At 44.4% G+C, this 20,461-nt stretch carries 25 protein-coding genes; 13 read left to right on the plus strand and 12 right to left on the minus strand.

The genetic code is table 11. The annotated features are described in order from the left end of the window. Window positions 1-155: 155 nt before the first annotated feature. From mreBH to ACSQ2E_RS20125, 5 genes are all read left to right on the plus strand, one after another. Entirely contained in the window at window positions 156-1,160 is a 1,005-nt protein-coding gene (gene mreBH, locus ACSQ2E_RS20105; protein WP_435993532.1) for a rod-share determining protein MreBH, read from the plus strand. Window positions 1,161-1,351: 191 nt separating this feature from the next. Next, window positions 1,352-1,915: an RNA polymerase sigma factor gene (locus ACSQ2E_RS20110; protein WP_435993534.1), complete on the plus strand. Its 564-nt coding sequence runs from the start codon at window positions 1,352-1,354 to the stop codon at window positions 1,913-1,915. Continuing rightward, on the plus strand, window positions 1,912-2,622 hold the full coding sequence (locus ACSQ2E_RS20115; RefSeq protein WP_435993536.1) for an anti-sigma factor: 711 nt from the start codon (window positions 1,912-1,914) through the stop codon (window positions 2,620-2,622). The genes ACSQ2E_RS20110 and ACSQ2E_RS20115 overlap by 4 nt, the downstream gene beginning before the upstream one ends. Before the next feature lie 161 nt (window positions 2,623-2,783). Beyond that, window positions 2,784-4,139, plus strand: a complete 1,356-nt coding sequence (locus ACSQ2E_RS20120) for a copper amine oxidase (protein ID WP_435993538.1) — start codon at window positions 2,784-2,786, stop codon at window positions 4,137-4,139. A gap of 252 nt (window positions 4,140-4,391) precedes the next feature. Continuing rightward, window positions 4,392-4,613, plus strand: a complete 222-nt coding sequence (locus ACSQ2E_RS20125; RefSeq protein WP_435993540.1) for a hypothetical protein — start codon at window positions 4,392-4,394, stop codon at window positions 4,611-4,613. Here ACSQ2E_RS20125 and ACSQ2E_RS20130 read toward each other — a convergent pair. From ACSQ2E_RS20130 to queF, 8 genes are all read right to left on the minus strand, one after another. Next, window positions 4,564-4,827 carry a nitric oxide synthase oxygenase gene (locus ACSQ2E_RS20130; protein WP_435993542.1) on the minus strand — a complete coding sequence of 88 codons (264 nt, stop codon included), beginning with the start codon at window positions 4,825-4,827 and terminating at the stop codon, window positions 4,564-4,566. The two genes, ACSQ2E_RS20125 and ACSQ2E_RS20130, sit on opposite strands and share 50 nt — an antisense overlap. A 26-nt stretch (window positions 4,828-4,853) precedes the next feature. Then, window positions 4,854-5,042 (minus strand): hypothetical protein, encoded by a 189-nt coding sequence (locus ACSQ2E_RS20135; protein WP_435993544.1) that lies wholly within the window; start codon window positions 5,040-5,042, stop codon window positions 4,854-4,856. A 77-nt stretch (window positions 5,043-5,119) separates the two neighbouring features. After that, the gene (locus ACSQ2E_RS20140) at window positions 5,120-6,091 is read right to left on the minus strand and encodes an NAD(P)/FAD-dependent oxidoreductase (protein ID WP_435993546.1); all 972 of its coding nucleotides are present in this window, start codon (window positions 6,089-6,091) and stop codon (window positions 5,120-5,122) included. A gap of 86 nt (window positions 6,092-6,177) precedes the next feature. Continuing rightward, complete coding sequence (gene abc-f / locus ACSQ2E_RS20145; RefSeq protein WP_435993548.1) at window positions 6,178-8,052, minus strand: ribosomal protection-like ABC-F family protein; 1,875 nt, start codon at window positions 8,050-8,052, stop codon at window positions 6,178-6,180. Between the two features lie 216 nt (window positions 8,053-8,268). After that, window positions 8,269-8,388 carry an RAxF-45 family protein gene (locus tag ACSQ2E_RS20150; protein WP_435993550.1) on the minus strand — a complete coding sequence of 40 codons (120 nt, stop codon included), beginning with the start codon at window positions 8,386-8,388 and terminating at the stop codon, window positions 8,269-8,271. Window positions 8,389-8,467: 79 nt separating this feature from the next. Beyond that, window positions 8,468-10,105, minus strand: a complete 1,638-nt coding sequence (locus ACSQ2E_RS20155) for a DUF2339 domain-containing protein (protein ID WP_435993552.1) — start codon at window positions 10,103-10,105, stop codon at window positions 8,468-8,470. Window positions 10,106-10,215: 110 nt separating this feature from the next. Next, window positions 10,216-11,064 carry a YitT family protein gene (locus tag ACSQ2E_RS20160; RefSeq protein WP_435993554.1) on the minus strand — a complete coding sequence of 283 codons (849 nt, stop codon included), beginning with the start codon at window positions 11,062-11,064 and terminating at the stop codon, window positions 10,216-10,218. A 331-nt stretch (window positions 11,065-11,395) separates the two neighbouring features. Then, a complete protein-coding gene (gene queF, locus ACSQ2E_RS20165) occupies window positions 11,396-11,893 on the minus strand; it encodes a preQ(1) synthase (RefSeq protein WP_034761195.1) in 498 nt (165 codons plus the stop codon). A gap of 346 nt (window positions 11,894-12,239) precedes the next feature. Here queF and ACSQ2E_RS20170 point away from each other — a divergent pair, with 346 nt between their 5' ends. From ACSQ2E_RS20170 to ACSQ2E_RS20185, 4 genes are all read left to right on the plus strand, one after another. Next, window positions 12,240-12,890: a cobalamin B12-binding domain-containing protein gene (locus tag ACSQ2E_RS20170; protein ID WP_435993556.1), complete on the plus strand. Its 651-nt coding sequence runs from the start codon at window positions 12,240-12,242 to the stop codon at window positions 12,888-12,890. A gap of 106 nt (window positions 12,891-12,996) precedes the next feature. Next, window positions 12,997-13,494, plus strand: coding sequence for a hypothetical protein (locus tag ACSQ2E_RS20175; RefSeq protein WP_435993558.1), 498 nt, complete (start codon window positions 12,997-12,999; stop codon window positions 13,492-13,494). A gap of 23 nt (window positions 13,495-13,517) precedes the next feature. Next, window positions 13,518-14,075 (plus strand): beta-class carbonic anhydrase, encoded by a 558-nt coding sequence (locus ACSQ2E_RS20180; RefSeq protein ID WP_435993560.1) that lies wholly within the window; start codon window positions 13,518-13,520, stop codon window positions 14,073-14,075. A gap of 480 nt (window positions 14,076-14,555) precedes the next feature. Then, on the plus strand, window positions 14,556-14,999 hold the full coding sequence (locus ACSQ2E_RS20185; RefSeq protein WP_435993562.1) for an N-acetyltransferase family protein: 444 nt from the start codon (window positions 14,556-14,558) through the stop codon (window positions 14,997-14,999). A gap of 45 nt (window positions 15,000-15,044) precedes the next feature. Here ACSQ2E_RS20185 and ACSQ2E_RS20190 read toward each other — a convergent pair whose 3' ends face one another. Beyond that, window positions 15,045-15,359, minus strand: coding sequence for a phospholipase (locus ACSQ2E_RS20190; protein ID WP_435993564.1), 315 nt, complete (start codon window positions 15,357-15,359; stop codon window positions 15,045-15,047). A 173-nt stretch (window positions 15,360-15,532) separates the two neighbouring features. Here ACSQ2E_RS20190 and ACSQ2E_RS20195 point away from each other — a divergent pair, with 173 nt between their 5' ends. Next, window positions 15,533-16,036, plus strand: coding sequence for a peroxiredoxin family protein (locus tag ACSQ2E_RS20195; RefSeq protein WP_435993566.1), 504 nt, complete (start codon window positions 15,533-15,535; stop codon window positions 16,034-16,036). Between the two features lie 44 nt (window positions 16,037-16,080). On the opposite strand, the gene ACSQ2E_RS20200 is transcribed toward ACSQ2E_RS20195, so the two are convergent. Continuing rightward, entirely contained in the window at window positions 16,081-16,521 is a 441-nt protein-coding gene (locus tag ACSQ2E_RS20200) for a hypothetical protein (protein ID WP_435993568.1), read from the minus strand. A gap of 110 nt (window positions 16,522-16,631) precedes the next feature. Between ACSQ2E_RS20200 and ACSQ2E_RS20205 the strand changes: the two genes are divergently transcribed. Beyond that, window positions 16,632-17,651, plus strand: coding sequence for an NADP-dependent oxidoreductase (locus tag ACSQ2E_RS20205; RefSeq protein ID WP_435994661.1), 1,020 nt, complete (start codon window positions 16,632-16,634; stop codon window positions 17,649-17,651). A gap of 169 nt (window positions 17,652-17,820) precedes the next feature. Beyond that, window positions 17,821-19,272, plus strand: a complete 1,452-nt coding sequence (gene aldA, locus ACSQ2E_RS20210) for an aldehyde dehydrogenase (protein ID WP_435993570.1) — start codon at window positions 17,821-17,823, stop codon at window positions 19,270-19,272. 123 nt (window positions 19,273-19,395) lie between these two features. On the opposite strand, the gene ACSQ2E_RS20215 is transcribed toward aldA, so the two are convergent. Both ACSQ2E_RS20215 and ACSQ2E_RS20220 read right to left on the minus strand, forming a co-directional pair. Next, window positions 19,396-19,518 (minus strand): hypothetical protein, encoded by a 123-nt coding sequence (locus ACSQ2E_RS20215; RefSeq protein ID WP_435993572.1) that lies wholly within the window; start codon window positions 19,516-19,518, stop codon window positions 19,396-19,398. After that, on the minus strand, window positions 19,512-19,745 hold the full coding sequence (locus ACSQ2E_RS20220; protein WP_435993574.1) for a hypothetical protein: 234 nt from the start codon (window positions 19,743-19,745) through the stop codon (window positions 19,512-19,514). The genes ACSQ2E_RS20215 and ACSQ2E_RS20220 overlap by 7 nt, the downstream gene beginning before the upstream one ends. 397 nt (window positions 19,746-20,142) lie before the next feature. On the opposite strand from ACSQ2E_RS20220, the gene ACSQ2E_RS20225 reads away from it, so the two are divergent. Next, the gene (locus ACSQ2E_RS20225; protein WP_201714874.1) at window positions 20,143-20,430 is read left to right on the plus strand and encodes a hypothetical protein; all 288 of its coding nucleotides are present in this window, start codon (window positions 20,143-20,145) and stop codon (window positions 20,428-20,430) included. The last annotated feature ends 31 nt before the right edge of the window (window positions 20,431-20,461 follow it).

Genomic DNA, 20,461 nt, shown 5'->3' on the forward strand with positions numbered 1-20,461 from the left:
AGAAACGTTTTGTTTTTTGAAGGGCGCTTTCATATCTGTCATAGTTTGTAACAATTTGTCGGTGGTAAATATCTCCACCTTCATAACCCCCGAAAATCTCCTATACTGTATAGAAGGTTATAGTGTGTAGAATTCTTATAGTTGGAGGAATACTGATGTTATCAAACTCTGAAATTGGGATCGATTTAGGAACAGCAAATATACTTGTTTATAGTAAAAATAAAGGAATTATACTTAATGAGCCATCTGTAGTGGCGATTAACACTGAAAACAAAACGGTTTTGGCCGTTGGTACTGAAGCCAAAAGCATGATCGGGAAAACACCGGGCAAGATTGTAGCGGTTCGCCCTCTTAAAGATGGTGTGATTGCCGACTTTGATGTGACGACTGAAATGTTGAAGCAAGTGATGAAAAAAGCAAGCAAAAAACTTGGATTTTCTATCCGCAAACCGACTGTTGTCGTATGTACGCCTTCCGGTGCGACAAGTGTCGAGAGAAGAGCGATTCAGGATGCTGTGAGAGGAAGCGGAGCGAAATCCGTGACCCTTATCGAAGAACCTGTAGCTGCCGCGATCGGAGCAGACTTACCAGTGGGAGAGCCTGTTGCCAACGTCATCGTTGATATCGGTGGTGGAACGACGGAAGTTGCGATCATCTCTTACGGTGGTGTGGTTTCTTGTAACACAATCCGTATCGGTGGAGACCAAATGGATGAAGATATCGTCCAGTACGTTCGTAAACGTTATAATCTCCTGATCGGTGAAAGAACGGCTGAATTGGTGAAAATCGAAGTAGGTCAGGCATTGATCGACCATGAGGAAAGAACGATGGATATTCGTGGACGTGATCTTGTCACTGGTCTTCCTAAAACGATTGAACTGTCATCGAATGAAATTCAGGATGCATTGAAGGAATCCCTCCTTCACATCTTGGAGACGATCCGTGCGACATTGGAAAATTGCCCTCCTGAACTGAGTGGGGATATTGTCGACCGCGGTGTGATTCTGACTGGTGGTGGAGCATTATTGAACGGACTTCAAGATTGGTTGAGCCAGGAAATCGTTGTACCGGTTCACTTAGCTCCTAACCCCCTTGAATCAGTTGCCATTGGAACAGGACGTTCCCTCTCCGTGATTCACAAACTGCAAAAAGTAAAATAAGAAAGAAGCCATCCCCCATTCGTTGGGGGATTTTCTTATACCCAAAACTTCAAACTCATCTATATACCCCACTTACAATTTTTCAAACATTTGTGATCCAAATCCTTACTACCCTCGTTAGCTTATTAAAATTGAGTTCCGCTCCGTTGTTTAGTATCCTTATTTTATATGTCAAAGATAAGGAGCGTACTATGCCCAATGACCGTCAGGATTTAGAACTATATCAACAAGTTTTGGCAAAAGATTCGACTGCATTACGACAGCTTTATCAGCAATATGAAAAATTGATCTATTCCTTCTCATATAAGATGACAGGAGACCGTGAGATCGCGGAGGAAGTGATCCAGGAGGTTTTCATGAAGCTCTGGAAGAAGCATTCTCCCTATGACCATAGCAAAGGGAAATTTTCGTCATGGCTATTGACGATGACACGGAACACCTGCCTCGATGCCATTCGCAAACGAAAGAAGCATGAGTCTGTTGAATATATAGAAAAAGACTCCCTTCAGGTCACCTATGAAACGCCCGCCGATCAATTGGAGTGGAAAGAAAAAGGGAATGCGATCAGGGATTGCATACAAACCTTGAAAGAGGATCAGCAAAAAATCGTGCAACTTTTCTACTTTAAAGGATTGACTCAAGCATCCATCGCTGAATCCACAGACACTCCACTCGGGACGGTTAAAGGAAGGATCCGTTTAGCTCTTAAACATTTACACACGTGTCTAAAAGGGAAAGGAGGTACATTCGAATGACCACACAACCATGCGATCATTTACTGGATTACTACAACGGACATTTATCTGAACTCGAGAAAGCTCAATTTGAGAAACATCTGAAGATCTGCCCCCAGTGTCAGGAGGAACTTCATGAACTGGAGCAGTTAATGGACTATATGCCGTTCGCATCTGATGTTGTCGAACCTCCCAAGGACCTTGAAGACCGTGTGATGGCCGGCATTCTCGGAGAAGAGAAACGAACCGCAAATGTCGAGCCTCCGTCCAAAAAGAAAACATGGTTCCTCCCTTCTGTCGCTGCCGCTCTATTCCTTTCCTTGATCGGGAATGCCTATTTATTTTCACAGCTTGAAGATCAGGATGAAGTCGTGGAACAGGCAACGATTGATCAGGTCGTACAATATGTCGATCTGGCTGCAGTCAACGGAACCGCCAAGGGAACCGCAAGCATCATCAAGCAGGGTGCACAAACAAGCATGGTCGTCCAGGCTTCTGAACTGCAGGAACTTTCAAATGATGAGGTGTATCAGGTATGGCTCATTAAAGATGATAAGCCTGAGCGCGCCGGTACATTCGTCACCAGCAAGGACGGAAAAGGTTCGGTTGTATTCAAATTCAACGAAGAGTTTACGAAGAAAGATTGGGATACGGTGGCGATCACCCTTGAGCCCGATGCCAATAGCCAGCTTCCACAGGGGGACATCGTGTTAGCTTCCGACATTTAAAACATTTTCATACCTCTTTCCCGTCCGGCAGTCCTTTACTGCCGGGCTTTTTTTTGCCCATAAAAAAGAATTTAAAAAAAGTGTTCAAAAAAGTGATCCATGTTTCAACCTCTGTCGTTAGCTTTATGAAAATATAAAAAACCAAAAGGAGAGATACCATTATGAAAATGAAAAAAAGTTATTTAGCCGTCCCATTAAGTATGACACTACTGATTCCAACTGCAGGTGCTGTATCAGCACATAACGGTGAAGATCATTCACATGACGCTAAAGTAGATACGCCGGCTGGAGAATTAAGAACCACACTGGATCGCTTACTTACAGAACATGCATACTTAGCCGTTGAAGCCATGAGACGCGGAGCAGAAGGCGCTGAAGATTTCGACGCAGCAGCTGGTGCATTAAATGATAACGCAGCCGATTTAAAAGGCGCGATTGCCTCCGTTTATGGTGAAGAAGCTGGAAATCAGTTCAACACGATCTGGACCAATCATATCGGATACTTCGTTGATTATGTCAAAGCGACGGGTGCTAATGATCAGGCTGCAAAAGATGAGGCCCTTAAGAATCTATCAGGATATAAAGAAGAATTCTCTAATTTCCTTGAGACAGCCACTGGTGAACGATTAAAATCGGATAGTCTGGCAGAAGGACTTCAAATGCATATCAATCAACTCATTGGTGCATTCGATAGTTATGTAGCAGGAGATTATGAAAAGGCTTACGAGTATGAGCGTGAAGCGATCGGACATATGGGAATGGTAGCAAAAGGACTATCAAGTGCGATCACAGACCAATACCCGGACAAATTCGAAAATACGATGGCGGTAACACCGGCAACGGATTTACGCTCTACGCTTAACCATCTTTTAACAGAGCATGCTGCCCTTGCGACGATGGCAATGCAAAACGGAATAGACGGTTCTAAAGACTTCGATGCTTCCGTCAATGCCCTGAATGCCAATACGGAAGATCTTTCAGCAGCGATTGCTTCTGTATACGGCGAAGATGCCGGAAACCAATTTAAGGACATGTGGTCAAAACACATCGGATTCTTCGTGGACTATGTAAAGGCGACCGGTGCTGAAGATGAAGCCGCAAAAGAAGAAGCAATCAAGAATCTTGATGGCTACCGTGCTGAATTCTCTAAATTCCTGGAAACAGCCACAGACGGCCGATTAGAATCAGACGCTCTTGCAGATGGCCTTCAGATGCACGTTGAACAACTGATTGGTGCTTTTGACAGCTATGCGGCCGGCGACTATGAAAAAGCGTGGGATGGAATCCGTATGGCATATGAGCATATGCTGAACCCTGCAAAAGGTTTATCAGGAGCTTTCGCTGATCAATTCCCTGACAAATTCAAAGCGAACATGCCTTCTGAAATGCCTAATACCGGTATGGGGGGAACGGCTGAAGACAATGGATTCCCATTCGAATACCTTCTTGCAGCCCTATTGATCATCGCGGGTGGTACAACCCTTGGAATGAAAAAATATGCTTCACACAAACAATAATCTTTAACATGAGAGGGACGGACCTATAATAGGTCCGTCCCCCAGTGTGAAGATGAAAGGAGTGGCTTCACATAATGTATACTATGGGGGTTGTACTACTTGTGCTTGTACGATTGCCCATTTTCTCCTGTTCTTGTCCATAATAATCACTTTCATCTTAACACCTTAAAGCAGCTCGGCTTCTTCCGATGCTGTTTTTTTATGGATATTTTTAGAAGAAAAAGAAACCCTACTAGTAAGGAAGGTGATAGCATGAATGAGGAGCAGTTGGAAGATTTGTTTCAATTTTACGGATATGATGATTTGTACAAACGATTTAAGACTCCCCTTTATGTCACGGGGATCATGGATGATGCCGACGCCGGACTGATCGAGGATTTCTTTGAGAACTTCACATTCGATGGTCCTGTACTATTCGACGAGTTCAGGTTCTGGTTTCAATATTATGAAGTGTCCAAGCGGCCACCGTTATGATGGGTACGCCATGCCACTTCAGTCCAAGGTCCCCGAACCAGTCAAATTCAGGGTGACGAAGAGGTACCTGAAGGGCAAGATGCGGTTTAACTACCCTCATCTCTGGTGGCTGATCCCCAAATTTGCACGACCCAGGGGAGAACATCAAAAAAAGGAGGAAGTGTTCCATGCGCCATCGAAGTACATTTCCCCCCAAAGTTTTTCCTTGGGACATTTGAACAACCGTTGAATTTTAGAGGGTTACCGCTTTTTCATAGCATAGATATTCCTGGTCCCTTTATCCATTTCTTCCTCAAAATAATCCCTGCTTGGGTACTGGTCATTCCATTGCAGCAAGTCCTTTTCATCAAGATCATGTTTACATCTGATATATACGTCCATAATCGTGTCAATCTGCTCTTTCGTTGCCTGTCTTAATTGTATGTTCATGAAATTCCCCTGCTTATCGTTTAGTTTATGTACCTTTTTGTAGTGTTTGTTCAGAATATGGTCGTTATACGGACCGATCATATTCCCTTCAGCTTCTCTGCCAGGCCGTCACCTGCAGACACCCCCGATAAATAGGCACTCTCAAACCGCGTGCGTCCGGCTTCATCATTCTCCCGGAGGAAAGCATCCCCACATAGGATGATCCGTCCTTCTTCACCCACATCCACGAAAGGAGTGCGGACCACAACTTCTGCTTCGGCATACTTCCATCGTTTCAACTGAGCTCCTGTCACCGCGCTTCCTTTTTCAAGATAGCTCTCCGCCACCTCTTGAATTTCCCCTAAGATAGCGTCGTCCTCAAGCCTTTCGTTACGCTTCGACCAATCCCCCTTCATATACACACTGACTGTAACAGTGGAGGAAATGCCTTTCTTATTGTGATCCACCACCCGCTCCACACCGTCAGGGAGCCCTTCATCCACATGACCTGGTGACGGGATTCGGCTTGCTCCGTCAAAGGTGAACATGCCCACGAAGCAGGGGGCAAAAGAAATAGTGGGGACGCGTGACTGTGCCGTTTCCGTAAGCAACTGTATGGCCTGGGGTGCGGGAGCCGTCACGACGCAATGGTTCGTCAGGATCCTTTCTCCATTTTCAAGTTCCACTTCCAGAGGTCCGTCCCTCCCGTCTCGAATGGAAGATACCCTGGCGTTCAGTTTGACAGGGATGGTTACTGCCAGTTGTTTCGCGAGGGTGTTCATGCCGCCTGGGGATGTGTATCTGGGGTAGGGATTGCCAAACCAGCGTTTCACCCACCCTGCTTCCAGCCACTTCCCTACATCCTCTTGCAGTTCCGGGGAACGGACCGTGAAGAACTGGGCTCCAAGATCTGCTTTTCCTTCCCCGATCCGCCTTGTGGCAAGCCTCCCACCGACACTTCTGCTCTTCTCCACTATGAGGATATCCTCTACCCCTTTTTTCATCAGCGTCCTGGCTGCCATGATACCTGACAGGCCGCCTCCAATGATGATCACTTCTTTGGTTTCCATGTTTTCTCATCCTCTCTTTGTTTCATTATACGAATGTAACCTGAAAGATTGGAAGGGAGATGACTCCATCCGTCATCTCCCTTTCCCTAAGCCAATAATTCTTCTAAATCCTGATACATTTTGTTCCGGTCCCGTTCCTTCTGTTCTTTTTCCCTGTACAACTCCTGTATGACATCCAGGTCTCCTTGTAAGAGAAGCTTCTCTTCAATGGCAAAGATCTCTTCTTCTACCTTTTCAAGCCCGGCTTCGATTTCTTCCATCGTTCGGGAAGGCTTCTCCGGGACTGCTTTTGGCCTCGCTTCCTTCACCACCTGTACGACAGGCACTTCCGGTGCGAGTTCAGGCAGCTTCTCCTTCGCCCAGCTGTAAGGCCCGTCAAAGAAATAAAGCTCACCCTGGTGGATCCAATAGGTTTTCTTAAACAGCTTATTCAAAAAGTACCGGTCATGGGAGACGGCGAGGATCGTGCCATTGAAATCCTCCAATGCATCCTCCAATACTTCTCTTGAATCAATGTCCAAATGATTCGTCGGCTCATCTAGGACAAGGAAGTTGATGTCCTGGTGCATAAGCTGGGCAAGTCTTAGCCTCATCTTTTCCCCGCCGCTCAGCTGCCCCACCTTTCGGAACACATTCGGTCCATAAAATAAGAATTTGGCGAGTATATGCCGGGCATCCCCTTCTGTTACCGGTACCTCTTCCCTGAACGCATCGATCAACCGGACAGTCGGGTCTGCCACCGTAAAGTGCTGGGAAAGATAGCCGAGTTTCACATTGCTTCCGATTTTTACCTCACCACTATCCGAGGATTCTTCCCCGAGAAGCATCTTGATGATGGTGGATTTCCCTGCACCATTCTGACCGACGATGGCGGTTCGGTCCTTGAAGTGGACGTGAAGGCCCGCATTCTCAAATAAAATCTTTTCCCCGTAGGCTTTCGAAACCTCCTCCATGGAAAATACGATTTTCCCGCTCCGGTCCGTTTCTTCAAATTCCAGCCCAATTTTCTTGCGGTCCAGGATCGGCCGCTTGATCTTCTCCATCCGTTCCAATGCTCTTTCCATATTCCTCGCCCGCTTGTGCAGGGCCTCATTCGGTGGGTTCGCCTGATTCGCCCATTCCCTCAGCCTTTTGATGGCCTCCTTCATCTTCTTGATTTTCTTCTGCTGCTCCTGGTACGCCTGGAACTCGATCATCAGGCGCTCTTCCTTTTCCTTTACAAATCCTGAGTAGTTCGTATGGTAAATGGTCAGCTCCCCGTCCTCCAGGTCATATACCTTTGTAATGACGTGATCGAGGAAATAGCGATCATGGGAAATGCAGACCACGGTCCCATCATATTCTTTCAAGAAATCCTCAAGCCACTCAACCGCCCCGATATCCAGATGATTCGTCGGTTCGTCAAGAAGCAGCAGGTCCGGCTTCTCGAGGAGGATCAGACCGAGGCAAAGCTTTGTCTGCTCCCCGCCGCTGCACGCATTGAACTCCTTCTCGACCAGTTCCCCAATGGAGAGACCGTTCACGATCTTCGCAATATCGGACTCGATCTCATATCCTCCAGAAAGGGTGAATTGATCCTGAAGCTTTCCGTATTCTTCTAGTAACCGGTTGAGAGTATCCGGGTTCTGTTCATTCCCCATTTTATTTTCAAGTTCTTTTAACCGGTGACCGATCTGGATCAGTTCAGAAAACGCTGAACGCAACACATCGATTCCTTTCGTACCTTCCTTATACTGTGGAATCTGAGCCAAGTACCCCACCTTTGCTCCTTTTTTCAGATGAATGAGCCCCTTATCCGGATCTTCCACCCCTGACAATAATTTAAAGATGGTCGTCTTCCCTGTCCCATTCCGCCCAACAAGGCCAATTCGGGCTCTCTCGGGTATTTCAAAGCTCAAATCCTCAAATATCAAGTGACCACCAAACATTTTACTTAGTTCCTGTGCGCTGCAAATTATCATTTCCCTCTTCCTTTCAAGTATCTATTTAGAGGTAAGAGGTTCATAAAAAAAGCCCTGGGGGAGCAGAAGGCTCTCCCAGGGCTTTACAGAAATGCGGGATTGACTGCACCGCACTTCCACTTTAAAGAAGGGACAAAAAAAAGAGAGCGAAAACGCCCCCTTTTTCCGATTCTTTAAAGAAAGTGATTGGAATTGAGACCTCTTACCGTTCAGTATTCATATCCAATTGCTGAAAAAGGGCATACGTGTCCCCTTGAGCGCAAATGCATGAAAAATTGCACGGCAAATGTAAATAAAGTCTAAATACTTCCCACGCAATCCTACAGAACGATTCATCTCAATTCCACCTCCTTCTTCATTACACGAATGTTGATACCATCATTATATAATTATTCTGAAAGCTTTTGCAATGTGTTTATTCTTTTTTATACAGAATCCTTGATAGCACAAGGCCGATTACGCCGATCGGAATCAGAATCATCGCACGGATCGTGAAATCGAGGAACACGAGATCGGCAAGGAAAAACTTCAACAGAGCCAGGGCAAGGAAGATGATTCCCACCCACCGGTAGAACATGTCCTTTCTGCTTTCCCCATAAATGAGATACCCGATTGACAGCGCGGCAATCGCGACGGTGAAGGCCGTCGTCCGCGGGGTGTAATCCCAGTCGATGACGATGAACTCGGTCAATCTCAGGATGAAGAACATCACGAGCCCGGTCAAGACGACTTTCAGCGTGGTCATTGACACGTTCAGGAAAGAGGATTCCTGCTGATTGAAATGGGAAAACAAATAGACATAGGCAAATGCCAGGATGAAAATCGGCAGTTCAACCGCAAAGAAGTCGGCTTGTGATCCTGTCACCATTCCAAGAAATGAGAACAGCATCAATAACAAGGAACCTGCAAGGCTGACATAACTCTCTCTTCTCCCCGCCAGCCACAGAAGGGTATTGGCTTGTATAGCAATCAATACGAAGCGCCAATCGTATTCAAACAGCTCAAACAGGAAAAGAAGCATATGCAGGAATCCGAGTACGAGCAAAGTATCCTTCGTTCTCTTCATTTCCTTCGGTTCAATAAAGGCAGCCCCGATATAAACGCCTGCAAAGATGACATAGTAGATATGAGGTATCGTCGAATAAACATCATTCAGCAATCCCAGAAGGATGAAACTGCCCGTCACGAGGGCCGGTATCATCTCAGCGGTCACCCGTTCATCCCGGTTAAGGACGATCAGGAGCAGGATATACGCATGCTGAATGGCAAATGGGATGAGGACGGTCAGTGTAATCTCCCCGACGCCAAATGCCGCAAAGAAAAACAGTGAAAAATACAGTAAATAATAATGAATATTCCAGGCTATCCGGTACCTTTTCAACGTACTGAACGTCATCAATACGAAGAACAGCACAAGCTCATAGCCGTAAAACAGCCACTCATTCCGCTCATCCCCTGCGAAAATGAACGGAAACAGGTATGCCCCTGCCCCTATTAAACAAAGAATCAGTTGAGAACTGTGCTTATGAGACGCCCACAGTCCCACAGAAATAATAAGGATTAATAAGAAATTCGTGATGAGGCCACCTATATAACCGTATAGGATATTAGCCGAAAATAATGTAATGATGGCGAGGACGATGCTTCCCGAAAGAAACGTAATGGATAATTTACGCTGATCCCGGCTGAACCTTTCACCAAGCGCATACATCACGATACTGATCACGCCACCCGTCAACACCCGGAGCCCCGGTGAGACCCATCCGTTTTGAGAAGCCGCCATGAATCCCCAAATGCTTCCTATGAGTAGAACGAACAAGAATACTTTCGGAAGCCAGCGTTCGACTGAGAAATCAAAAGGTTCTTTTTCCAAGATGGGCTGTCCTGATTCAGCAGGAATTGGTTTTTCAGGTTCCGGGTAGACCTCTGCTTTTTGGATGACAGGTGACTCATTTTCACTCTTTGCCTGAATCAACTGCCGTTTCACGAGATAAAGCTCTTTTTCCAGAAAGTTGATTTTTTGTTCCAACCTCTTCAGTTCTTCCTTTTCCATACTTCCACCCCCCTACTTCTATTTATACAGGAAGTATGGAATATTTTCCTATATTTTTTTGCTAGCCACGATAAAAAAACTCCACCCTATAAGCAGATGGAGTTTCGTTTCTATGCTAATCGTTTAAAGTTTTGCCCAAGAATTTCGTTCATCGTGTGAACGGTGATGAACGCGCGGTTATCGACCTGGGTGATGAAGCCTTTCAGCTTGGTGAAGTCCTTGCGTCCAAGGATGGTCGTGATGACTTCCTTTTCATCGGATGTGAACGCTCCCGTTGCCGTATGGATCGTCGCCCCTTTTCCAAGTTCGTGAACGATATACGACTTGATCTCATCACTGTAACGGCTGATGATCACAATCTCTTTATTTGAATTGAACTGCTGCAGTGCATAATCGATAACCAGTCCGTTCAGGATGACACCGAAGAATGCATACATTCCGACTTGCGGTCCGAATAATACAGCTGAGGACATGGCGATTGATAAATCGGCCAATAATACGCCTCTGCCTACATCTATATTGAAATATTTATTAAAGATCAGGGCCACGATATCCGTTCCACCCGTTGATGCCTGCTGGTTGAACACAATCGCCATACCGATTGCGGCAATGCATTGACCGATGATCAGTTGAATCAAGATATCATCACTTAGTGGTGCACTCATCGGAGCAACTGTCTCGAGTAGCCAGACATAGAATGAAAGGGCGAAACTCGCGTAAATCGTTTTCGCACCGAAATTAAAACCGAGAAAAATCACACCGACAATAAACAGAATGATATTGATGATAATCATGAACAGTCCAAGAGACAAACCTGGAAACAGATCGTTCATGATGATCGACAATCCACTAACTCCCCCTGTCGCTAAATTATTGGGCGATAAGAAAAAATGGACATTCACCGAAACAAGAAACGCCCCAAGATTCATCATTAAGAAGGAAAATATTCTTTGTCGCATCACCGCAACCTCCTTTTTCTTTAAAATTTATTTTGGTTATCCGTAAATAGTTGAACAACGGGATTATAAAGCCCATCAAGCCTCTTTGTAAAGGGAATCCGGACAAAAAAATAAGGTTTAATAATTGTGAAAATTGGAAGGGTTTTCAGATGTGATGAGGACAAGGATTAGGTTTAGAGATTAATTTTCAGGGTAAAGGGGGAATTTTAGCTGATTTGTTGAAAAATCCGGCCATTCCGACGAACAATCCAGCCGTTTCGGTTTAACAAAAAATCCATATAAAAAACAAAAAAACGATCCCTTTTCAGGAATCGCTCTTACACTTTATCGATTATCGATTATCGATTTTCTCCGGATACAAATCATGGTTCATTAAGCGATGGTCTGCCATCGTCTCATATTTCGTCCCTGGCTTTCCGTAGTTGCAGTATGGATCGATGCTGATTCCTCCACGCGGGGTGAATTTCCCCCATACTTCGATATAACGGGGATCCATCAGTTCGATGAGATCGTTCATGATGATGTTCATGCAGTCTTCATGGAAATCACCGTGATTACGGAAGCTGAACAGATAGAGCTTGAGAGATTTACTTTCCACCATCTTTTCACCAGGGATGTAGCTGATATAGATGGTAGCAAAATCCGGCTGACCTGTTTTCGGGCAGAGACTGGTGAATTCAGGACAATTGAATTTCACAAAATAATCCCGGTTCGGATGCTTATTATCGAATGCTTCCAAGATGTGTGGAGCATACTCGAACAAGTAATTTGTCCCTTGATTCCCTAATAATGATAAATCTGTTAAATCTTCGTCTTTTCTTCCTGACATGTAAAAATCCTCCCCTTCAGAGTGCCTCGAATGAAGGAGGACATAGCATTAGCCTAAGAATCGACATAACAGGCAGGTAAATTGAAAAAAATGTTATATCCTGTTATGCTTAAAGGATAACATGTTTAAGAAAACCCCTTGTTAGATTCATAAAACCATAGTTTTTTATAGAGGGTTAATGCTATGAACCTCTCTCAGGTACTTGAGCGATAATTAGTGTTACAGAGGTTATATTAAATAAGAATTTTGGGAAAGTCAATCCAATTATAGGTTGAAATTTGCAGCAGGAATTTCGATTCTATCTATGGAATATAGTAATTGGTATTTTTGCTGGGAGTGATGATGAATGAATCAGCTGGTCAAGGCTTTCACCAAGTCTATTCTCGCAGGAGACGTGCATTCATTACTGGAACTGCATTCGTCTTCCATCGATTCAAAGATAGATAATTTTACGTTTTACGAGAAAATCATTAAACCATCTATGTATAGAATTGGTGAGCTTTGGGAGAAAAATCAAATTACCGTTGCAGATGAACATTTAGCTACTGCAACCCTTAAATATTTACTTGCTACTGTTTTTACCCATCAAGAGGCTTTAGAAAACCAACCTAAAGCTCTTTTATTTTGTATTGAGGGTGAACATCACAGCTTGGGACTGGAGCTTGCGAACGAAGTATTCAAAGAAAAGCAATGGAATACCCGTTACTTGGGATCCAACGTCCCTGTCAGAGATGCGTTAACCTTCATTAGCGCCTGGAAACCCCATGCCATTGGTATATCCATTGGTATGACGACGGAACTGACCCGATTAAAAGAGTGCATCGAAGAAATCAGAGCGCATCATCAGGAGATTGACATTCTCGTCGGTGGCAGACTCGTCTCCCACTACTCTCTTGATTTCTTGGAAAAATCAAAGGTGACAAGCTTTTATGACTTGTTGGAACTCAATGAGTATCTTAACGATATGTCCAACGGGCTTGTTTCCCTGAAGGGCTAACTCCTTAATCACATACAGCCGACAATATAAGGTTCTGGATTTCGTATCATTCGTCTTTGTACGAGACGCAGAGTGACGTCCGGAACCTTCTCTAAGGAGTGATCATGTGGAAAATTTACACCTATGCCCTATTCCATATCTATTACTGGATAGGCAGTTTAACTTAATAGATGCTTCAAATTCCGGCTATGACTTCTTGATGCCCGGCGAAAACTTCATGTCCATCGTGGAAGAAGAAAGTTCACCAAAGTTTGCCCGGATCATTCATAAGCATCCAAAAGGCGAAATGGAACTGAATCTAAAGAAAAAGGATTCATTTGAGCTATTCGACATCTTCTTTCAGTTTTCAGATGTTCAGCAGTATTTCCATGTTGCCCTTATTGCCAAGGATCATCAATACAAAAAAGTATCCGAGCAAATGAACGGCTTGTTCGATTTGATGGGTAATCCCGCTTATTCGAGGAAAGAACCGAACCTCACAGAAGCATTGGCGAAAATTTCTTCTCTATTTTTAAAACTTTCCAATACATCTGATTGGAATCGGCAAGAAGTTATGGATAAAATAAAAGAGATAGAACATCACATTCAACAAAATGTGAAATAATTTTATTTTATAGGAGAGACAATATGACTTTATTAACGAACATACTTGATTACAACCAACAATTTGTAGAAGAACAATCGTATGAAGAGTACCGGACCACCAAGTTCCCGGACAAACGCTTAGTGATTCTTACCTGTATGGACACTCGTTTAGTAGAGCTGCTCCCTAAATCCATGAACATGAAAAACGGAGATGTAAAAGTCGTCAAAAATGCAGGCGCCATCGTAAGCCACCCGTTCGGCAGCATCATGCGCAGCCTCCTCGTCGCGGTCTATGAACTCCAGGCAGATGAAGTACTTGTCATCGGACACCACGACTGCGGCATGAGTGCCATCAACAGCAACGGCATCATCGATAAAATGAAGGAACGCGGGATTCCGGAAGAAACACTCGACACCGTCAACTACTCCGGAATCGACCTTCACGACTGGTTGAAAGGCTTCAGCTCCGTACAGGAAAGCGTCGCCCACAGTGTCGACATGATCAAGAACCATCCATTGATGGACAAAAAGATCCCCGTTCACGGACTTGTCATCAGTCCTGAAACAGGGAAACTTGATTTGGTCGTCGAAGGGTACTAAGAAAAGCGGAGACGGCTTGAATAGAGGCGACACGCATAACTGTTTAAAAAACCATGAAGGCGAATTCGCCTTCATGGTTTTTTTGTATCCTTTAGAGGGACGGACCTCAAAATCACACTATTTGTGAGGTAAACCTTGTCATATCAATATTTACGGATAAAAAGTGGAGGTCCGTCCCTCGGTATACAATGTAAAGACGTTGAAGTTAAATTTTCCATTATATGTATTTTGACGCATATACACTTGTAAATGACGCAATTCCGTGGAGAATGACGCAATAAATTTTAAAATGACGCAATCAACCAGAAAAATGACGCGATAAATGTTAAATCGACGCAATTCTCTTTTATTTCCCCTGTCTAAATAACCTGATTCCCCACTTAAGCCTCCCGTTTAGTCTATTTTGTTTCAGACTTTACCCTTTTTCACGTCATGTTATTCCCCGTCTATCATAAAATAGTGTATGGAAGGGGGTATTGGATGAAGGTATTTCGTGCTCGCCTTTCAGACTTGGAAGGCCTTGTTGAACTTTTTAATGATTATCGCATGTTTTATCACCAGAAATCGGATACGCATGGAGCGAGACAGTATCTTGAAGATCGCCTATCATATGATGAATCTGTGATTTTTGTCGCCATTCACGATGATGAATATGCAGGGTTCACCCAGCTGTATCCTTCTTTCTCTTCCGTTTATATGGAACGTATCTGGAAGCTGAATGACCTTTATGTCTCAAGAAAAGCTCGTAGACCGGGTGCCGGACAGATGTTACTGGAAGCCGCGAAGGACCATGCGGTGCAAACCAATGCAAAGGCAGTTATTTTGGAAACTGACCGGGACAATGTTCAGGCACAGGCATTGTATGAGAAGAATGGTTATATAAAGGAGGAAACGGTTTATCACTATACCCTGAATCTAAAATAATTGAATCAATGAAAGAAGGTCCAATGAAACGGACCTTCTTTTATATTATATCCAAGACCCCCTGCATCGGCCTCTTCCACATCGATTCCCCTGACACTTAACCTTCGTCTGCAGTTGCATGTATTGATAGAAGAGAAAAGCATGCCGACCTTTTCGGGTATGCGGGTCGATTTCGCTCTCCAGTTTCCTCATGAACATCTTGTCACACTCACATGTCGGGCCATACTGGTCATAGCAAAGGTCATGGGCTTTGCAGGCGGCATCAACCGAATTGACGGGTGCCCCCGGTCCACTGCATCCCGGACCGCACCACTTGTATTCAGGGAAAATACATAGTTTCGGTCTGTCGTTATTTCTCATCGTATTCTTCCTTTCCCGTCATGTTCCACACATTAGTACGTTTCATTTCTCAGCAAAAGGGAAATACACCTTATGAAAGAAAATTACATTACTATATTGTATGTAATCGCAAGAGGTCAGGTTTGTCCTAACGCCTATTTGACTAAAAAGAAAAACAATAGGAGGAATGAATAATGGCAACTTTTCAATTAAAAGATACGGTACCAAATTTCACTCTCCCGGCAGTTTCAGGTGAAACCTTCTCGTTTGAGGATCATCAGAAAGAACATCAAAGCTGGCATCTCATCGTCTTCTTCAGAGGGTCATGGTGCCCTGTATGTCAGGAAGAATTAAGAGAGCTGCAAGCAAATAAAGAATACCTTGAAAAAGAAAATGTTCATTTACTGGCAATTTCAAGTGATAAGATGGCAGATTTACAGGAATTCGCGAACAAAGAAGATCTCACTTTCCCTATATTAGCCGATGAAAAATTAGAGGCGATCAAAGCCTATGATGTCTTTTATCATGGAGAAGATGCTCCCTATGACGATCACGGACAGCATGGTGAACCGGCCTACTTCCTTGTGAATGAAAAAGGACAAGCCATGTACCAGCAAAGACAAACGAGTCCATTCGGACGTCCCCATGCCAATGAACTGCGTAAAATTGTCAAATATATTCAAAAGAATGTGAAGTGAAAGAAGTAGAAAGCCTGGTTGACAAAGAGTCAATCAGGCTTTTTTTATGTCAGGGCAAGCTTCAGGCTTTTCTGAGCTTCCACTATTGTATGGGGCTGTTTTTCATGGTAGCCGTAAAGAAGTAAAACCACGTTCGTATAGATGGCTTTGAACCGCGCGTATTCCAACTCGACCTCTTCTACCTCTCCGTATTCCCTAAAAAAAAATTCACGACCTTCTGGAGTGAGAAAACTGTATACAAGGTTTAAATCAATGGCACGATGACCAAGATGCACATCTCCCCAATCAAGGACCCCTGATAGGATGGCGATCTCACGTCTGGGAAAGCGGAATACCCAAACGCCATTTACTTTCATGACCGTATTGTCAAAACCATAATCCATAATTTCGATCTCAGCAGGGATCAAGTCCTGAAACTGGGACTCGATCATCTTTTTAGCCTGACAAGGGGTGATCGCTACCTCCGCATCCCATAGATGCGTCACATTTACCACACCTTTCTCAAGTGTTATTCTTTGTAGAATCTGAACTTATTGTGATAAGTTTCAAGTAATCGAAAAAAATGAAAATTAATATTCAAGGAGGAATCGTTATGTTGCCTGAAACACAGAAACAAATTCAATTAGTATCCCGCCCTGAAGGAATGCCTGTCAAAGAGGACTTCCTTTACAAGGAAATTGACGTACCAACTCCATCCAAAGGAGAAGTTTTGGTGAAGACGTTGTACCTTTCCGTTGATCCTTATATGCGGGGCAGAATGTCTGATGCCAAGTCCTACGTTGCTCCTTTCCAATTAAACGAAGCGCTCTCCGGCGGAGCCGTTGGAGAAATCGTGGAGTCAGAGTCTGATCATTTCAAAAAAGGGGATTTCGTCGTCGGTATGCTGCCGTGGCAGGAGTATTCCCTTGCCAATGAGAAAGAGGTCCGCTCCATCGATCCGGATGTCGCCCCGATTTCTACTCATTTAAGCATCCTCGGGATGACTGGATTGACGGCATATTTCGGACTTATGGATATCGGCCAGCCGAAAGAAGGCGAAACCGTGGTCGTATCCGGAGCTGCAGGTGCAGTGGGTTCGGTTGTGGGACAAATCGCCAAGATCAAAGGTGCCCGTGTTGTCGGGATTGCAGGATCAGAAGAAAAAGTCAGCTATCTGACCGATACCCTGGGATTTGACGAAGGAATCAATTATAAAACGACGGATAATATTTATAAAACGTTAAAAGAAGCATGTCCAAACGGCATCGACGTGTACTTTGAAAATGTCGGTGGTGAAATCGGTGACGCTGCCCTTAGTTTACTAAATAAACATGCACGTGTACCAGTATGCGGCGCGATTTCTTCTTATAATAAGACAGACAGGGACCTAGGACCGCGTGTTCAGACGAAACTGATCAAATCAAGCGCACTCATGAAAGGCTTTGTCGTCAACGACTACAACGACCGCTTCAAAGAAGGCGCAACAGAGCTTGGCCAGTGGCTCTCACAAGGAAAACTGCAATACGAAGAAACCATCACAGAAGGCCTCGACAACGTAACCGACGCCTTCCTCGGACTCTTCCAAGGAAAAAACATCGGCAAACAACTCGTCAAAATCGCCGACCCAAGTAAATAATCCTTGAGGGACGGACCTCCATATCCTCACCTAAAACCCTGATGTATCAACATTCAGGCAGGTGTGAGAGAGGTCCGTCCCTCTTTCTTTTGCACATCCTTATGTTTACTCCTCCCCATTGGACGGGAAAAGAGGAAGATATGTGATTAACAGTTCAGGAGGAGGAGTAATGGTGAAGAAGTATCAGTTATTTATTAATGGTGAGTTTGTTGATAGTTCGTCAAATGAGACGATGGATGTCATTAATCCTGCGAATGAGGAGACGATTTCTTCCATACCTTTAGGCACGGAAGAGGATGTCAATCAGGCAATCGAATCAGCCCATACGGCTTTCCTATCGTGGAATAAGGTTCCGTCCAAGGAACGGGCGTCTTATTTATATAAAATGGCAGACAAATTGGAAGAGCGGAAAGATCAATTTGTGCAGATGCTGACGGAAGAAAACGGGAAGACATTGGAGGCCTCTGAAGGCGAGTTGGATTTCGCCATCGAGTATTTCCGCTACATGGCGGGATGGGCGCTCCGTTACGAAGGGGAAATCCTTGAGAGCGAACGGTCAAACGAGAACATCCTCGTGTACAAGAAACCGATCGGTGTCGTCGCAGGAATCGTTCCTTGGAACTTCCCGATGTTCATCCTGGCGAGAAAAGTGGCACCGGCTATCGTGACGGGCTGTACCATCGTACTGAAACCCAGTCAGTATACACCGAATACCGCGTGTGAGTTTGCTAAGATTGTAGATGAAGTAGGGCTGCCCAAAGGTGTCTTCAATCTTGTGACAGGGAAAGGATCGGATATCGGGAACCCAATGTCCAGCCACCCTAAAGTGCGCATGGTGTCCATGACCGGAAGTTACCCGGCAGGTTCAAAAGTGATGGAAGCAGCTTCAAAGTCCATCACAAAAGTAAACCTGGAACTCGGCGGCAAGGCTCCGGCCATCGTCACGAAACATGCCAATATTGATCTAGCCGTTGAAAAGATCAAGACATCCAGGATCACAAACTCCGGTCAGGCGTGTACGAATGCCGAACGGGTATATGTTCATGAGGATGTGGCAGAAGAGTTCATCAGTAAAATGACTGAAGCCATGAAAAACACAACGGTCGGGGATCCAACAAACCGCGATAACGAAATCGGTCCCCTTGTGAATAAAGACCGGCTCGAAACCGTGACGAAAATGGTCAACACCGCCGTCGAAAACGGAGCCAAAGTCCTTACGGGCGGGAAACCGGTTAATGTGGAGAAAGGCTTCTATTATAAGCCTACCATCCTTGTCGATGTGAAGCAGGAGATGGACATCATCCAGGAAGAAATTTTCGGACCGGTACTGCCGATTATGACGTACAAGGATTTTGATGAAGTGATTGAACTTGCCAATGATACGGAATATGGTCTTTCATCTTCGATTTTCAGTGAAAACCTGCATGAGATCATGAGAGCCGCAAACGAGCTTCGATACGGGGAAACCTTCGTCAACCGTGAAAACTTCGAAGCCATCAATGGATTCCATGCCGGCCGTGGTCAATCCGGAATCGGCGGAGCAGACGGGAAACACGGACTGAATGAGTACCTTGAAACACATGTTGTCTATCTCGAGTATGATGAAAACTATAAGGGTTAACAGAACGAAAAGCCTGACCGCTATCAATGTGATAGCGGTCAGGCTTTTTATCTTGATACATTTTCCCAACAAAAAAAGCCCTGCGCTTTTTCAGGACTCTTTAATAACCGGTATATGAAACACTTAAGAAATGATAAAGAAATTCGCTAAGGCAATTAATAATAGAATGATAGCAACACCAGAACTCATCCAAAGAATATCGTTAAAATCCATTTTCAACTCAGCCATTTTATCTTTGTTTAGCAACTTACTTCACTCCCTTGAAGGTTTTCAATAAAACCAATGACTTTAAAGAGGGACAGGTCCATTTTAGGATTGGTCGATGTAGAGCAATTCGAGCACTCTATCTGATTTACATTCATCGTGGATCGGAACTCATTCGAACAACGCGTACACTCCAGAATATGTAAGTCCTTCGTCTTCCCCTTCCGATCAAATTGAATGCGCTCTCGTCCCTGGTTAATATAGCTCATGTTATTCTCTCCCGTCGAATGTTATTTAGTACATATTTACCCGGTGGAAAGAACATAAAACATGATTTATCTGATTTCTTGCAGAAAAAATGGCTTGAGGAACATTACGGCTTTTTACCCGGTGACCACGATCGAATTCCCTTTTTTCAAAATAATGTCTAAACACCTTTTCAACCGTTTATATGAAAAGTAACTATTCGATAAGGAGGAGTTCCATGTCTTTAAGGAAAACCTGGCATAACCACAGTGTCCACCGTCCTTCATCTGGACGGTGGTTTTTTGTGGGATAAGAATATTTGCCCCCCTTCCCAACATTAAGAATCAAAAACAATTCCTTCACTCAAACAGGCACACGTCCCCCTTACGTTCATACACTGAAATAAGGAGGTGTGTGTCCGTGCTCTCACGTATAAAATGGTTGTCCTTTTCAATTGAATTATTTTTGGCTGTTCCCATCTTTGGTAATATTGCCGGAGAATCGATTCCTTTTCTCCTCTGTTTAATAGCCCTGTGGCATGCGAGTGTATTGTACATTTCCAAGTCGGAAGATCAGCCGATCCTCGGAAGCATCCTTGGAATCCTCGCTTCCTTCTTGAACTTCTTCCCGATTATCCGATTGATTGCCCATGCAATCACTGCAATTGTCCTTATCTTTGAAATTCAGAAGGCCCCCGGAATGGAATGACCTAGTAAAAAGGATGGTTCTCGAAATGAGA

This window comes from Rossellomorea sp. LjRoot5 (genome assembly GCF_964253455.1).
In the GTDB taxonomy this organism is placed as follows: Bacteria; Bacillota; Bacilli; order Bacillales; family Bacillaceae_B; genus Rossellomorea.